The sequence below is a fragment of the Blautia sp. ZXY-1-C6 genome (genome assembly GCF_056339875.1).
The window spans coordinates 1-15,110 of sequence record NZ_JBWJVQ010000159.1 but is presented as its reverse complement, the minus strand read 5'-3'; the positions used below and the strand labels follow the sequence as shown (position 1 = coordinate 15,110).

Here is a 15,110-nt window from a genome sequence, read left to right as displayed (position 1 = left end):
ATTCGCAAAATTATAACAATTTACAACTATTCTGTAATGATATCAGTACACAGGTACACCAAAATACCATCGCAGTCCTGTTTTCATTAATTCCGCCGCAAAGCCTCGATCGGGCTCAGTTTTGCTGCTTTCTTCGCAGGATAAATTCCAAAGAATACTCCTACTGCACAGGAAAACAAAGTCGCCGCCATAATTGTACTCAGGCTGATTCCCGGAGTGATGGACATTCCCATACTGCTGCTTATGATTGAACAGATCACATATCCGCCAATCACACCCAGAACAATTCCTATCACCCCTCCAATCACCGTCAGAATTGCCGCCTCTGCCAGAAACTGCATCATAATAGAAGAGGTTTTCGCTCCCAGTGACTTACGGATACCAATCTCTCTGGTACGTTCTGTTACGGAAACCAGCATAATATTCATAACGCCGATACCGCCAACCAGAAGGGAAATTCCCGCCACAAAGGAGATAAAAGCAGTCACCATATCCAGCATCTGATTCATAGAGCTCATAATATCCTGAAAGCTCTGTACCTGAAAGTAATCTTTTCCTGCACACTGATGTCTTTTTTCCATCAGTTTTACCACTTTGTCAGCAACATCCTGACTGTTTAAGCTCTTATCTGCCTGCATTGTTACTGAGAAAAAGTAATCGGATACACCGGTGAATTCATTCATTGTAGTATAGGGAACATTAATAGTCACCGGCATTCCCTCATAAGTATAACTGACAAAGGTTCCATTTTCTTTCTGGGTTGTCACCCCGCAGATACGAAGACTTTTGGTCAGTCCATAACAATTGACATCTACAGTCATTCCAACCACATCATCTGTGCCAAAGAGTCTTTTTGCATCTGCATCGGAAAGCACACAGACATTTTTTGCTTCCTGAACTTCATTTTCCCCGAAATATACTCCATGCTTCATGGTGGCATTATTTAACAGCTTTGCATCCGGTCCCTCACCCGTCAGCATAAGAGAAAAATTTCCCTTACCTGTGGTAGTTTCTCCACTGAATGAATCCGAAACATTTACTCCTTCTATACCGTCTACCGCCCGGATTGCTTCCACATCATCCGCAGTGATCCACTCCTCATCTGTCTGTGCCTCATCGCTGACACTGATGGCAATCTGCCCGCCGCCGATATCATCAATTTCACTGTTCATCTGGTTCTTGGTTCCTTCACCCACAGATACAATGGCAATTACAGAAGCAATGCCAATGATAATGCCAAGCATAGTCAGAAAAGAACGTCCCTTATTTGCCATAATGTTATGGACTGCCATCTTGATATATTCATACAGATTACTCATCGGCATCCTCTCCTGTCTGTTCAGGAACTGCCTGTACTTCCATTCCCTCTGTGTAATCACCCAGATCTGCGATTACTTCTTCTCCTTCTTTGATTCCGTCCGTAATTTCCACATAATCCTCTGAGCTGATTCCTGTGGTAATATTTCTCTTTGTCACCAGTCCATCTTCTATCACATAGCAGAAGGAGCCTTCTTTTCCGATATTGACCACTTCCACAGGAAGAGTCACCACATTTTTCGCAGAAGCCGCATAAATCTTAACCTTTGCATCTACTCCCAGGAAAATATCTTCATCCGGATTATCAATGCTTACTGTTGCTGAAATGACCGGCGTTCCTTTTTCATTCTGCACCGCAATATGACTCATTTTTGTTACAGTACCCTGATAAGTATTATCCCCCAAGGTAATCTCAACAGACTGCCCCTCTTTCACTGTATTATAATCATATTTAGAGAGAGTCACATCCACACTTGCCTTGTCTGTATTCTCAATAGTAAACAGTTCCATACCCTGAGTAACTGCTGCTCCCTGCTTAATATCTGCCTTGGATATGATTCCGTTAAATTCTGCGGTGATTCCTTTCTTTCCTTCCTTCACCAGCTCCTCGGCTGATTTTGCGTCCAGTTCGGAAAGATTATCTGTTACTTTCAGTTTCTCTTTTTCTTCTTTTGTCAGGCTTGTGGAATCTGCCTCTGCGATAGTTTTCTCAGAAGCCAGATCTGACTGAAGCTCTGCAAGTTCATCGCTTGCTGTCTCAAGCGCACTTTCCAGAGCAGAAGTATCCGCAGTTACTGTCCCGCCATCACTTCCACTGTAATCATATCCGGAGGAGGAAGAATCTTCCCCATCACTGTCATCTGCATCTGAACCGTCTGAAATTCCCCATGAGTAATCTGCACTGCTTTCTGTGAAATCAGAAAGTACCGGCATTTTCGGTGTCTGCTGCTTAAGATCATTATAAGTCTGCTGTGCCTGCTGCATTGCGAGCTGTGCCTGTGTTCTTGCAGCCTCCGCATTATCCAGAGCCTGTGTATTCTCATCTGAAGGGTCTGCCTGCCATGTTGCAAATGCCATCTGATATGTGGTGTCTGCCTGATTATAATCGCTTTGTGCCTGATTATACTGTGCATTCAGATCTGAGAGCTGCTGCTGGTACTGCGGAAGAGTCTCCGTCTTGTATGTATAAAGTGCGGCCTGATATTTACTCTGGATTTCCTCCTGTTTCTTTGCCTCTGCCTGGGCTTTTGCCTGAGCTTCCTGCTGCTGTGCCTGAGCCTGAGCTGCTGCCTGTGCGGATGCCTGAGCTGCCGCTTCACGCTGTGCCGCTGCTGCTGCCGCTGAAATCTGTGATTTCAGAGACGAGACATAAGCCTTTTTATCCTTTATTTTCTTCTCAAGCTCCTGAACATTCTTTTTGGCATCCTTCTGCTTCTTCTCTGCTTTGTCAGATTTATTTCTTGTATCCTTTGTATCATACTTTGTTGATTTCAGATTCAGTTCTGCTTTCCGATTATCTTTCTCCAGATCCTCTGTATTAAACTCGATCAGTTTTGTTCCCTTTTTCACCACATCTCCCTGGGCAAAAGAAACCGTTTTCAGCTCTGCATTTACAGGAGAATAATAGGTCTTCTCCTCTTCACTTCCCACTGTTCCTGTAGCATCTACAATTTCCTCAACATCTCCTTTCTCTGCAGTTACTACCTGAACCTGTGGAATCTGATTTTCTGTTGAATTTCTCTGACCTGCTACTGTAACTCCGCCGGCAACAACAAGAACAGCTGCTGCTCCAATAATAATTTTCTTTTTACTTTTCTTTTTTTTCATAATATTTGTCTCCTTGTAACCGGGTTTATGCATCCAGCTGATTTTTTATATATTCTTCTTTCCCATAGTTTTTATTGATAAAATCTGACTCTATCTTTCCATCCATAATTCTGACTACACGCCTTGCCTGAGCAGCAATCCCATTATCATGTGTGATCAATATGACCGTTTTTCCCTGCTCGTGCATACTTTTAAGAATCTGAAGAATCTCCTTACTGGATGCAGAATCCAGATTTCCTGTAGGTTCATCTGCCAGGATCACCGGTGGCTGGGCCGCGATTGCTCTTGCAATAGCCACCCTCTGCTGCTGTCCTCCTGACATTTCATTTGGTCTGTGATCCATACGTTTCTCAAGCCCTACCATGGTCAGTGACTCTACTGCCAGCTTATGTCTCGTTTTTCTGTCTACCCCTCTGTAAACCAGCGGTAGTTCCACATTTTCAATTGCAGTCAGATTTGAGATCAGATTAAATCCCTGAAAAATAAATCCGATCTCCCGGTTTCTGACTTCTGAGAGTTCATTGTCTTCCATTGTGGACACATCAGTTCCATTCAGAAAATATTCGCCGGATGTAGGCACATCCAGACAACCCAGCATATTCATAAATGTAGACTTTCCTGAACCTGACTGTCCGATAATAGCAACAAACTCACCCTTATTAATTTCCAGATTAATATGATCCAGCGCCCGTACTTCATTCTCGCCGGGATTATATATTTTACACAAATCTTTTACTCTGATCAGCGCTTCCTCCATCTTTCCCTCCCGTCTATTAAATATCCTGCTCCAATCCAGATCTTACAGAATCGCAACCTGTCTTTCGTAAGATATCAGAAATACCTTTTACAATCATAACCTCACTTATATGTTAAAAGGGCAGCGCTTCAGTTTTCCAAAAGCTCTGCCCTTATCTGCGGAATCTGCAAGTCTCTGTTATCAGAAACGATACAGCTTCCACGATTTCTTCATATTTTTATTCCGCATCTGCCTGACTTTTTATGCTTCCAGCAGAAATGCCTTATATGCTTTCTTAGCTTCGTAAATATCTGCCTTACTTGTCACTTCCCATGGTGCATGCATACTGAGCACTGCCACACCGCTGTCAATGACTTCCATTCCATAAAGCGCTGCGATATAAGCGATTGTTCCGCCTCCGCCTACATCAACTTTACCAAGCTCAGCTGTCTGGAACGCAACTTCATGGCTGTCAAAAATATTTCTGACTCTTGCCACATATTCTGCATTTGCATCATTCGAGCCGGATTTACCTCTTGCTCCGGTAAATTTATTTAATACGATACCTCTTCCAAGATAAGCTGCATTCTTTTTCTCAAATGCCTCCCCATAAGCCGGATCATAGCCTGCACTTACATCAGAGGAAAGCATACTGGAATTCTTCAGAGTTCTTCTCAATCTCAGATCACTGTAGCATCCCATTGCATCCAGAAGTTCAGCCACTGCGTTCTCAAAGAAACGTGACTGCATACCGGTTGCACCTACGCTTCCAATCTCTTCTTTATCAGTAAACAGACAGCAGGAAGTGTGTTTCGGGGTGTCCATCCCAAGCATTGCAAGCAGAGAAGTATATGCGCACACTCTGTCATCCTGTCCATAAGCAGCGATCATACTTCTGTCCAGACCACACTCTCTTGCCTTTCCTGCCGGTACGATCTCCAGCTCTGCAGAAAGAAAATCTTCCTCTTCCATATCATACTTCTCTTTAAGGATATTCAATACATTCTGTTTTACTGCCTCTTTCTTCTTATCATCTTCCAGGTCTTTCAGTGGTCTGCTGCCGATCAGGATGTCCAGATTCTCTCCCTCGATCACTTCTGCCGCTTTTTTCTGCATCTGCTTTCCTGCAAGATGGATCAGAAGGTCTGTGATATATACGATCGGATCATCCTCATCCTCACCGATATTTACTTCTGCTGTACTTCCGTCTTTCTTTACCACTACGCCATGGATTGCCAGGGGAAGAGTCACCCACTGGTATTTCTTAACACCGCCATAATAATGGGTATCCAGATATGCAAGATCCGTATCCTCATATAATGGATTCTGTTTGACATCAAGACGTGGAGAATCAATGTGTGCTCCCAGAATATTCATTCCCTCAGAAATATCATCCTGTCCGATATGAAACAGTGCAATGATCTTCTTCATTCCGACTGTATAAACTTTATCTCCTGCTTTCAGTTTCTCACCCTTCGCAGTCTTCTCTTCCAGAGATTCATAACCTGCTGCCCGTGCTTCTCTGATGATCTGCGTCACACATTCACGCTCTGTTTTTCCAACATTAAGAAAATTGCGATACGCTTTTGCAACCTGCTCCAGTTCTTTTTCTTCTGCTTCTGTATAAGAAAGCCATGCATTTCTACGTTCCATTTACTGTTCCGCCTTTCTTTATGACTGTCATTCATAGTATTGCTTTGATAACGGTAACTATTCATCAGTTCGCTATTATGTAATGATATTGAACAATTACCTGTTTTTCATTATAAAACATCCTCTGAAAATTTTCCATATGATTAATATTTATTTGTCAGTGGACATTATGATTCATTTCCGCTATAGTTGATGGCAGGTTAATGTTTCTCCTCTCAAATTCATTATTTGCGAGGATTATTATAAAAATATCTGCAATACCAGGAGGTTCTGTCATGAAAAATTCAGAGGAACTGCGTCAGCAGCTTCGTTCCATAAACCGCAAAAGTTATCCGGCATATAAAGGGCTGAAAGGTCTGTATCATTTTGGAAATTATATTCTGTCCATCGACCATGTGCAGGGAGATCCTTTTGCTTCTCCCTCTCATGTCAGCATTCAGATTTCACACAGAGATGCCGGATTTCCCGTCGAATATTATAAAGATACACTTACCGGGACTACTCTTTGCGACTATCTTACACGTCAGTTTGAAAAACAGGTCAGCCAGTACAGCTTTCGTGCAAAAGGCTCCGGCAAAAGCGGCCTGCTCACTGTCAGTCATTGTGGTCAGGAGATTCTTTCCCGGACAGCCTGTGAAATAACAGAAAAAGGCATAACCGCCCGCTTTTTTGTGGGCTTCCCTGCTAATGGCCGCACGATCAATGCCACTGAACTGGAGAAAATCCTTTTTGATTTTCTGCCTGTATGCATTCAAAAATCCTTTTTCTATTCCAGCCTTAATGCAAAGGAATTACAGAATTATATAGAGCTTGCAGAGGATCAGGAATTTATCCGTCAGACGCTGCCCGCAAAAAATCTCTGCGCATTCATAGCCGACGGCTCCATCCTCCCAAGAGAAAGCGGTATTTCCTCCCGCCCTATGAAAGCTTCTGTTCCCTTTACTTCTCCGGACAGTCTGCGCATTTCCATAAATCTTCCCCATAAAGGAAAAATCACAGGCATGGGGATCCCAAAGGGAATCACTCTGATCGTAGGCGGTGGATATCATGGCAAATCCACGCTTCTGAATGCACTTGAACTTGGTGTATACAATCATATCCCCGGAGATGGACGTGAATACGTGATCACAGATGCAACTGCTGTCAAACTGCGTTCAGAAGATGGCCGTTTTATCAAGGATGTGGATATTTCCATGTTTATAAATGATCTTCCAAACAAGAAAGATACCCGCTGTTTCTCTACACTGGATGCCAGTGGAAGCACTTCACAGGCAGCCGGTATCGCAGAAAGCATGGAAGCCGGAAGCCACCTTTTTCTTCTTGACGAAGACACCTCCGCAACTAACTTCATGGTTCGTGATGCTTTCATGCAGCAGGTTATCCAGCGTGAGAAAGAGCCGATCACTCCGTTTCTGGAGCGTGCAGAGGATCTTTATAAAAAAGCAGGGATTTCTACAATTCTTGTTGCCGGAAGTTCCGGGGCATTCTTTCATATTGCAGATACAATTATCCAGATGGACAATTACGTTCCAAAAGATATTACAGCTTCTGTCAAAAAATTATGCAGCCAATATCCTCTGCCTGCTGTTTCAGTTACTGATTTTCAGCTTCCGCACAGCCATCGCATTATGAGCAGACCTGCCGAATCTTCTAAGCGCCTCAGACATAACAGTCGTGGAAATCATTCCGATTCCGGTGCCGCAAAACCTGAGCGCCTGAAAACCAGAATCTCCGGAACAGATGGCTTCTCTCTCGGCAGACAGGAGATTGATCTCCGCTATACAGAACAGCTTATTGACGCGGAACAGACCGCTGCCTTAGGTCTCCTGCTGAAATATGCAGTTGAACATCTGGCAGACGGCAGACGTACCCTGCCTGAGATTGTGCAGTTTCTCTGGAAAAATCTCTCTTTACATGGTCTGTCCTTCTTTACGGAGAATCAAAAAATTTCCTGTGGTTACGCTACTCCCCGTATTCAGGAAATTTATGCCTGTCTTAATCGTTACAGAGGTTTATAAGAAAGAATCCTGCTTCAGTGACATAATAAAATCACCGCTTCTCCGTCGATCTTGTCGGCTAAGCGGTGATTCACGTTCATTTTACACTTTTTAGGGAAAGGAAAGATTTTCTCTTAAGGTACGTCATTTCCTTAAGATGTAAATATCATAACCTATAAATGTGAGAGAAATTTGTCTAATTTCTAATATAATTATAAAATTTATAAAAAAACTGCAAAAATTTGTTACTGTTCACTCCGTTCTCAGCAACACAAAAATTTTACACTTTTAGAAATTTTGCAGGAATCAGTTGCATCTCCCTTTCAATCCGTTATAATATTAGATGTATGTAACTATTTAATAATCAAAGAAATCTCTGCGGAACAGTTATCTGATATAGAGCTGCACACTCGAATCCGCATCTTACGCGATTGGTATAGTTATTTACGAAACGATGTACCAGGAAAGAGGAAAATAAATGTTTAGAAAAATAGATAAAACCAGTACCTTCAACGATGTTCTGAAACAAATTATCGAAAATATCCAAAACGGAGAATTACAACCCGGCGACGCACTTCCTGCTGAACGTATTCTGGCAGAAGAATTCGGAATCTCCAGACCAGCATTACGAGAAGTCCTGAAGGCTCTTTCCCTACTCGGGATTACTGTCAGCGTACATGGCGGTGCCAATTATATTGCAACTGATCTTCACAGCTGTCTTACTGAACCTCTGTCTATCATATTTCAAATGTACAACAGCAAAATTCAGGATGCATTGCAGCTTCGAGGCGCACTGGAAAGCAAAGCTGCTTTTCTCGCCGCCCAAAACTGTACACCGCTGGATGCTGCTGAACTCCAGCTTATCATTGCCAGACTGGACAGCACTCAGGATGAAAAAATCCGCGGTGATCTGGATCGTGATCTGCATCTGAAAATTGCTCAGATTTCTGCCAATCCATTAATACTGAGTGTATTAAATGCCTCTGCACAGATTACTGAAAATATGATCGTTGGAATACGTTCCTATCTTATGCAGAAAAATAACGATGCACCGGAGATTGATTCCCAGCACACCCGGCTTGTTCAGGCAATAACCAATAATGATGCACCTCTTGCAGAAAAAATTATGAATGAACATATGCATACTATAGAATATCTCCTGAATGAAATTACGTCTGACAATCTCACAATTTCTGATAACGTTCAACAACCATAAATTATCCTGATCATGTTATCAAAAATTATATGTCACCCCCACTTATCAGACCTATGGCAATCCTCTAAAATCATACTTTATCTGGAGAATTGCCATATCTGCTTTACAATCATTCTGTTTCTTCACCAAAAACCTCGCACATCAGCCTTGCCCCTGTTTTAAATCCCATGGCAAAACTTTCTTCCAGCTCCTGTGGATATATTTCCATATGTTTATTCATCAGTTCATCCAGTTCTTCAGCAAGCTCATCTGTCAGTTGAACTCTCAATTTCTGATAGCACTGGTATGCCTTCTCTTTTTTCTCTTTACATAAATCATCATGCATTACTGACATTTCATTTTTTTCTCTATTGTCATTATCCATATACATATCATACAATTTCCGAATCATATTTTCCATATATTTACCCAGTCTCTCTGAAAATATTTATTTACTGCATTCTAGAGCGTGTCTGAAAAAGGCTTTCTGCAAGATGTGCGTCACAATTTGTGGGATATTTTGCCCGGATGAGGGCGCCGTAGCGGGCTACGGCAACTGAATTCGGGTGAAATATCCCGCAAAGTGGGGCGTGCAGATTGCGGGAATGATTTTTCAGACACACTCTAATGTTACAAGTATTCCCCACATATTCATAACTCACTCATACTATCGCATCAAATTAATTCTTACAACAGTCTCGCAGGATAACCTTTCTATATTCAAAGCGAAAAAAAGTAATACTAATATGTATTATAAATTTGTGTTATATCAATGTCAATCCTGTGTAACTATACTTTATATCATAACAGTGATTACGGAGATCAAAATTATAGCAATCCTCGTAAATAATGCATTTAAGACAGTTCAGCAGAGTGCGAAAGACAAGGAAGATATCTGCAGGCGTGCTGACGCACGGCAAAGATATCTGACGCAGGATTTCACACTCTGATGGGCTGGATTAAGATGCATTATTTCAGAGGATTGCTATAGAATAAGCAATATCAATTATGATAACCATTCACTAATAAATGTTTATACAGGAGGGATAATCATGCCAAACGACTTTATTGTCCGGCCAAAATGTACAGATAAAAAAGAAGACAGATCAATCACCATGACCATTCGCCTTGAACGTGAACTGCAGGAACAATATGATGACTTGTCTGCCAAAAGCGGACGCTCAAGAAATGAATTGATGTGCATGGCACTCCGCTATGCACTTGATAATCTGAAATTTGTCGAATAAATAATATGCATAAAAACGCTTCTGAAATATCTGAATAAATGAATAGTTATTCAAGTATTGTATGAAATAATGTTACAATTGACGAACTAGCGCTTATAGATATACAATTATTCCAGCAGAAGCAATAAATTATCTGACATTATTTACTGTATTATTTTATACAAGGAGGTTTTTTTATGCATTCATTATCAGAGTCTACTCAGGGAAACACTTACACAATTAAATGGATGTTCGGACTGCCGGAAGTTATTAAATCCATGCATGATATGGATATTCACGAAGGCAGCACGATTCGTGTTCTCCGAAAATTTCACGATTCTCTGATCATTTCTTCTGCAAACCGAAAGATAGCTCTTGGAAATGAAATTGCAGACAGAATACAGGTATAGTGCTTTATATTTAAATATGGTGAAAATTTACAAGACAAAGGCCGGATAAATGCTGTAACATTCAGCATTTATCCGGCTTATTCTTATCTCTGTTCTATCAGTCGTCAGTTTTCCGTCTTAATAATTGTTCTCTGAATTATACGAAGAAAGAGACGCAGATGAGGTATACAACTGTAGTAATTATGTTCAAGTGTGTTCAAAACCTATAAGAAAAAAAATAAGAGAAACGTTAATTTTACAACGTTTCTCTCACTTAAAATCATGCCGCAGACCGGAATCGAACCGGTACGGGTATCACTACCCACGGGATTTTAAGTCCCGGGCGTCTGCCAGTTCCGCCACTGCGGCATATGGAACCTATAGGGCTCGAACCTATGACCCTCTGCTTGTAAGGCAGATGCTCTCCCAGCTGAGCTAAGATTCCATACTACTTATGCAATTACTTCGTCAGCAAATGCTAACGACCCAGAAGAGACTCGAACTCTCGACCTTCGCCGTGACAGGGCGACGCTCTAACCAACTGAGCCACTGGGCCAAAATAATTTAAAAATGGACCTTCGGGGACTCGAACCCAGGACCGACCGGTTATGAGCCGGTTGCTCTAACCAACTGAGCTAAAGGTCCAAAAAGCCGATGATCGGACTCGAACCGATAACCTGCTGATTACAAATCAGCTGCTCTGCCAATTGAGCCACATCGGCATGTTGTAACAGAATCAAGCCTCAAAAATCACATTTCCATTATTTAAATGACTCCAAGGGGATTTGAACCCCTGTTACCGCCGTGAAAGGGCGGTGTCTTAACCGCTTGACCATGGAGCCAAAACTCCCCCTGTTGGACTCGAACCAACGACACTGCGGTTAACAGCCGCATGCTCTACCGACTGAGCTAAGGAGGAATAAAGGTTTTTGCACCTTCAAAACTACATACATGTTGACATTTCCTGAAAATCATTCTTCCTGCGATTCTTGGTCAAGCCCTCACCCGATTAGTAACAGTCAGCTCCATGCATTACTGCACTTCCACCTCTGCCCTATCTACCTCGTCGTCTTCAAGGGGGTTTACTTCTTTCGAATGGGATATCTCATCTTAAGGGGGGCTTCACGCTTAGATGCCTTCAGCGTTTATCCCTTCCGGGCTTGGCTACTCGGCCGTAGACTTGGCAGTCTAACCGATGCACCAGCGGCCCGTCCATCCCGGTCCTCTCGTACTAAGGACAGCTCCTCTCAGATATCCTACGCCCACGCCGGATAGGGACCGAACTGTCTCACGACGTTCTGAACCCAGCTCGCGTACCGCTTTAATGGGCGAACAGCCCAACCCTTGGGACCTACTACAGCCCCAGGATGCGATGAGCCGACATCGAGGTGCCAAACCACTCCGTCGATGTGAACTCTTGGGAGTGATAAGCCTGTTATCCCCAGGGTAGCTTTTATCCGTTGAGCGATGGCATTCCCACTTAATACCACCGGATCACTAAGCCCTACTTTCGTACCTGCTCCACCCGTCGGTGTCGCAGTCAAGCTCCCTTCTGCCTTTGCACTCTTCGAATGGTTTCCGTCCATTCTGAGGGAACCTTTGGGCGCCTCCGATACCCTTTCGGAGGCGACCGCCCCAGTCAAACTCCCCGTCTGGCATTGTCCCACCGCCGGGTCACGGCGGCTGGTTAGAAACCCAATACTGCAAGGGTGGTATCCCAACAACGGCTCCATGGCAACTGGCGTTACCATCTCCTAGCCTCCCACCTATCCTGTACATGCAATACCGAGTCCCAGTACCAGACTGGAGTAAAGCTCCATGGGGTCTTTCCGTCCTGGCGCAGGTAACCAGCATCTTCACTGGTACTTCAATTTCACCGGATGCATTGTCGAGACAGCGCTCAAATCATTACGCCTTTCGTGCGGGTCGGAACTTACCCGACAAGGAATTTCGCTACCTTAGGACCGTTATAGTTACGGCCGCCGTTTACTGGGGCTTAAATTCAAAGCTTCGCTTGCGCTAACCTCTCCTCTTAACCTTCCAGCACCGGGCAGGCGTCAGCCCATATACCTCACCTTTCGGTTTCGCATAGACCTGTGTTTTTGCTAAACAGTTGCTTGAGCCTATTCTCTGCGGCCTGGTTTCCCAGGCACCCCTTATCCCTAAGTTACGGGGCCATTTTGCCGAGTTCCTTGACAATGCTTCTTCCGCCGGCCTTAGGATTCTCTCCTCATCCACCTGTGTCGGTTTACGGTACGGGTACGGTATAAACGATAGCGGCTTTTCTTGACGCATGGCTCACGGACTTCACTACTTTATTTCGCTCCGCATCACGGCTTCCCATTGCCACCCGGATTTGCCAAAGTGACTGGTACCCCGCTTGCACCGGGCTTTCCATTCCCGGCTTCCGCTTTCCTTACGTGTCCCCACAGTTCTGTCATACCGCAGTACAGGAATCTCCACCTGTTGTCCATCGGCTACGACTCTCGTCCTCGCCTTAGGCCCCGACTTACCCAGAGCAGATCAGCTTTACTCTGGAAACCTTGGATATTCGGCCATAAGGATTCCCACCTTATTCTCGCTACTCATTCCGGCATTCTCTCTTCCATGCAGTCCACAGCTCCTTACGGTACTGCTTCTTCCCGCATGCAATGCTCCTCTACCAACCTTTCGGTTCCTTAGTTTCGGTGGCGCGTTTCAGCCCCGGACATTTTCGGCGCAGGACCTCTCGACCAGTGAGCTATTACGCACTCTTTGAATGGATGGCTGCTTCTGAGCCAACATCCTGGTTGTCTTCGAAATCCCACATCCTTTTCCACTTAACGCGCACTTGGGGACCTTAACTGAAGGTCTGGGCTCTTTCCCTTTTGACCGCCCAACTTATCTCGTGCAGTCTGACTCCCGATAATCGATTACGCGGCATTCGGAGTTTGATATTCTTCGGTAGGCTTTGACGCCCCCTAGGAAATTCAGTGCTCTACCTCCGCAAATCTGTATCGAGGCTAGCCCTAAAGCTATTTCGAGGAGAACCAGCTATCTCCGGGTTCGATTGGAATTTCTCCCCTATCCACACCTCATCCCCACCCTTTTCAACGGATGTGGGTTCGGTCCTCCACTACCTCTTACGGCAGCTTCAACCTGGACATGGATAGATCACCCGGTTTCGGGTCTACTCCTACTGACTTAAGGCCCTCTTAAGACTTGGTTTCCCTACGGCTCCGCACCTGAAGTGCTTAACCTTGCCAGTAAGCGTAACTCGCCGGACCGTTCTACAAAAAGTACGCGGTCGCACATGTAAAGTGCTCCCACAGCTTGTAGACACAGGGTTTCAGGTTCTCTTTCACTCCCCTCCCGGGGTCCTTTTCACCTTTCCTTCACAGTACTATGCGCTATCGGTCACTAAGTAGTATTTAGCCTTAGGGGGTGGTCCCCCTGATTTCCCACAAGGTTCCACGTGTCTCGTGGTACTCTGGATCCTGCTCAGTCTCATCGGCTTTCACGTACGGGGCTTTCACCCTCTCCGGCCGGCTTTCCCAAAACCGTTCTGTTAGCTTCAGAGAATCTTAAATGCAGTCCGTAACCCCGGAATGCACGCATTCCGGTTTAGGCTCCTCCGCGTTCGCTCGCCGCTACTTACGGAATCGAGTTTTCTTTCTTTTCCTCCGGGTACTTAGATGTTTCAGTTCCCCGGGTTCCCTTCCATACGTTATGGATTGGCGTATGGATACATGAGGTTTGCTCATGTGGGTTTCCCCATTCAGACATCTCCGGATCAATGGATATTTGCTCCTCCCCGAAGCTTATCGCAGCTTATCACGTCTTTCATCGGCTCTTAGTGCCAAGGCATCCGCCCTGTGCCCTTATTGCTTGACCTTTCGCTTCATCACCCTAGCGTAGGTGATGCGGTCGTTTGATTCTCATTGTTTTTGATATGTTTTTGTTACTGTTGATAACAATTAATATCGATGTCTTTTCCTATCTTGCGTTTGAATTATACTCTCGTATAATCCCTTAACGTTTTGTATCAAGGATATTTGATTAACTTTTAATCAAATTTCATGTATGCAGTTTTCAAGGTACATATTGACTGATGCTTTATCAGTCATTAGACCACACATCTAAATATTCCGTAAGCCTATGGACTTCTTAATTGAGATCTCTAATCACTGGTAAAACCAGCATATCATTAACAGCTCTTCCCGGCTGATACGGGTTAGCACCGGATCTTTACGATTCGTATCTGGCTCCATCCTGTTTCCGACAGGACTCAACTTTCCAATGCCTGTTTTATCTTCAGTCAGGGCTCTCCCAGCCTGGTTGTTTTCTTTTTGATCTGGCGCCCACCTGCTCTCCCACACCGTCTCCAGTGCAGTACCATCGGCCGATTGGGTCTTAACCGTCGTGTTCGGGATGGGAACGGGTGTGTCCCCCAACCGCATCGGCACCAGAAGGATTAATTTTTATCTCCTTGATAACTCAACAGTAAAACACATTCTACTCTACTTCTTCTTCCTTAGAAAGGAGGTGATCCAGCCGCACCTTCCGATACGGCTACCTTGTTACGACTTCACCCCAGTCATCGGTCCCGCCTTCGGCAGCTCCTTCTTTGCAGTTAGGTCACTGACTTCGGGCGTTACTGACTCCCATGGTGTGACGGGCGGTGTGTACAAGACCCGGGAACGTATTCACCGCGGCATTCTGATCCGCGATTACTAGCGATTCCAGCTTCGTGTAGTCGGGTTGCAGACTACAGTCCGAACTGGGACGTTA

The 15,110-nt window shown here is 44.4% G+C and carries 9 protein-coding genes, 7 tRNA genes, 3 rRNA genes and 2 pseudogenes; 5 read left to right on the top strand and 16 right to left on the bottom strand.

From position 1 onward, the window contains the following. Window positions 1-86: 86 nt before the first annotated feature. The 4 genes from AC075J_RS07155 to AC075J_RS07140 form a co-directional block, all read right to left on the bottom strand. A complete protein-coding gene (locus tag AC075J_RS07155) occupies window positions 87-1,319 on the bottom strand; it encodes an ABC transporter permease (protein WP_008708063.1) in 1,233 nt (410 codons plus the stop codon). Then, on the bottom strand, window positions 1,312-3,144 hold the full coding sequence (locus AC075J_RS07150; RefSeq protein ID WP_476390184.1) for an efflux RND transporter periplasmic adaptor subunit: 1,833 nt from the start codon (window positions 3,142-3,144) through the stop codon (window positions 1,312-1,314). The genes AC075J_RS07155 and AC075J_RS07150 overlap by 8 nt, the downstream gene beginning before the upstream one ends. Window positions 3,145-3,169: 25 nt before the next feature. After that, window positions 3,170-3,901: an ABC transporter ATP-binding protein gene (locus AC075J_RS07145; protein ID WP_008708059.1), complete on the bottom strand. Its 732-nt coding sequence runs from the start codon at window positions 3,899-3,901 to the stop codon at window positions 3,170-3,172. A gap of 240 nt (window positions 3,902-4,141) precedes the next feature. Then, the gene (locus tag AC075J_RS07140) at window positions 4,142-5,533 is read right to left on the bottom strand and encodes an aminopeptidase (protein WP_022380787.1); all 1,392 of its coding nucleotides are present in this window, start codon (window positions 5,531-5,533) and stop codon (window positions 4,142-4,144) included. A 275-nt stretch (window positions 5,534-5,808) separates the two neighbouring features. On the opposite strand from AC075J_RS07140, the gene AC075J_RS07135 reads away from it, so the two are divergent. Continuing rightward, window positions 5,809-7,551 (top strand): ABC-ATPase domain-containing protein, encoded by a 1,743-nt coding sequence (locus AC075J_RS07135; protein ID WP_119251352.1) that lies wholly within the window; start codon window positions 5,809-5,811, stop codon window positions 7,549-7,551. Window positions 7,552-8,008: 457 nt separating this feature from the next. Beyond that, a complete protein-coding gene (locus AC075J_RS07130) occupies window positions 8,009-8,746 on the top strand; it encodes a FadR/GntR family transcriptional regulator (RefSeq protein WP_476390183.1) in 738 nt (245 codons plus the stop codon). A 109-nt stretch (window positions 8,747-8,855) separates the two neighbouring features. Here AC075J_RS07130 and AC075J_RS07125 read toward each other — a convergent pair whose 3' ends face one another. Together AC075J_RS07125 and AC075J_RS07120 are read right to left on the bottom strand one after the other, a co-directional pair. Next, window positions 8,856-9,146, bottom strand: a complete 291-nt coding sequence (locus tag AC075J_RS07125; protein WP_476390182.1) for a DUF6809 family protein — start codon at window positions 9,144-9,146, stop codon at window positions 8,856-8,858. Between the two features lie 31 nt (window positions 9,147-9,177). After that, window positions 9,178-9,282, bottom strand: a pseudogene (locus AC075J_RS07120) (DUF6783 domain-containing protein); the annotation flags it as partial. On the opposite strand from AC075J_RS07120, the pseudogene AC075J_RS07115 reads away from it, so the two are divergent. The 3 genes and pseudogenes from AC075J_RS07115 to AC075J_RS07105 all read left to right on the top strand — a co-directional run bounded on the left by AC075J_RS07115 (window position 9,241) and on the right by AC075J_RS07105 (window position 10,361). Further along, a pseudogene (locus AC075J_RS07115) lies at window positions 9,241-9,675 on the top strand (DUF6783 domain-containing protein). The pseudogenes AC075J_RS07120 and AC075J_RS07115 sit on opposite strands and share 42 nt — an antisense overlap. A gap of 102 nt (window positions 9,676-9,777) precedes the next feature. Further along, window positions 9,778-9,972: a CopG family transcriptional regulator gene (locus tag AC075J_RS07110; protein WP_118339594.1), complete on the top strand. Its 195-nt coding sequence runs from the start codon at window positions 9,778-9,780 to the stop codon at window positions 9,970-9,972. Window positions 9,973-10,148: 176 nt separating this feature from the next. Continuing rightward, window positions 10,149-10,361: a FeoA family protein gene (locus tag AC075J_RS07105; protein ID WP_476390181.1), complete on the top strand. Its 213-nt coding sequence runs from the start codon at window positions 10,149-10,151 to the stop codon at window positions 10,359-10,361. Between the two features lie 262 nt (window positions 10,362-10,623). On the opposite strand, the gene AC075J_RS07100 is transcribed toward AC075J_RS07105, so the two are convergent. From AC075J_RS07100 to AC075J_RS07055, 10 genes are all read right to left on the bottom strand, one after another. Further along, window positions 10,624-10,709: transfer RNA gene (locus AC075J_RS07100), tRNA-Leu, on the bottom strand. A 3-nt stretch (window positions 10,710-10,712) separates the two neighbouring features. Beyond that, window positions 10,713-10,785, bottom strand: a tRNA-Val gene (locus AC075J_RS07095). Between the two features lie 37 nt (window positions 10,786-10,822). Further along, window positions 10,823-10,896, bottom strand: a tRNA-Asp gene (locus tag AC075J_RS07090). A 15-nt stretch (window positions 10,897-10,911) separates the two neighbouring features. Further along, window positions 10,912-10,985 (bottom strand) — tRNA-Ile (locus AC075J_RS07085). Between the two features lie 4 nt (window positions 10,986-10,989). After that, window positions 10,990-11,062: transfer RNA gene (locus AC075J_RS07080), tRNA-Thr, on the bottom strand. A gap of 48 nt (window positions 11,063-11,110) precedes the next feature. Then, window positions 11,111-11,182: transfer RNA gene (locus tag AC075J_RS07075), tRNA-Glu, on the bottom strand. A 4-nt stretch (window positions 11,183-11,186) separates the two neighbouring features. Continuing rightward, a tRNA-Asn gene (locus AC075J_RS07070) sits at window positions 11,187-11,259 on the bottom strand. 70 nt (window positions 11,260-11,329) lie between these two features. Beyond that, a 23S ribosomal RNA gene (locus AC075J_RS07065) occupies window positions 11,330-14,213 on the bottom strand. Window positions 14,214-14,671: 458 nt separating this feature from the next. Continuing rightward, a 5S ribosomal RNA gene (gene rrf, locus AC075J_RS07060) occupies window positions 14,672-14,789 on the bottom strand. A gap of 68 nt (window positions 14,790-14,857) precedes the next feature. Further along, window positions 14,858-15,110 (bottom strand): 16S ribosomal RNA (locus tag AC075J_RS07055); the annotation flags it as partial.

Bases quoted from the DNA above. Each gene is read 5' to 3' on its own strand.
- AC075J_RS07155 (WP_008708063.1), bottom strand. From the start codon at position 1,319: ATGAGTAATCTGTATGAATATATCAAGATGGCAGTCCATAACATTATG.
- AC075J_RS07150 (WP_476390184.1), bottom strand. From the start codon at position 3,144: ATGAAAAAAAAGAAAAGTAAAAAGAAAATTATTATTGGAGCAGCAGCT.
- AC075J_RS07145 (WP_008708059.1), bottom strand. From the start codon at position 3,901: ATGGAGGAAGCGCTGATCAGAGTAAAAGATTTGTGTAAAATATATAAT.
- AC075J_RS07140 (WP_022380787.1), bottom strand. From the start codon at position 5,533: ATGGAACGTAGAAATGCATGGCTTTCTTATACAGAAGCAGAAGAAAAA.
- AC075J_RS07135 (WP_119251352.1), top strand. From the start codon at position 5,809: ATGAAAAATTCAGAGGAACTGCGTCAGCAGCTTCGTTCCATAAACCGC.
- AC075J_RS07130 (WP_476390183.1), top strand. From the start codon at position 8,009: ATGTTTAGAAAAATAGATAAAACCAGTACCTTCAACGATGTTCTGAAA.
- AC075J_RS07125 (WP_476390182.1), bottom strand. From the start codon at position 9,146: ATGGAAAATATGATTCGGAAATTGTATGATATGTATATGGATAATGAC.
- AC075J_RS07110 (WP_118339594.1), top strand. From the start codon at position 9,778: ATGCCAAACGACTTTATTGTCCGGCCAAAATGTACAGATAAAAAAGAA.
- AC075J_RS07105 (WP_476390181.1), top strand. From the start codon at position 10,149: ATGCATTCATTATCAGAGTCTACTCAGGGAAACACTTACACAATTAAA.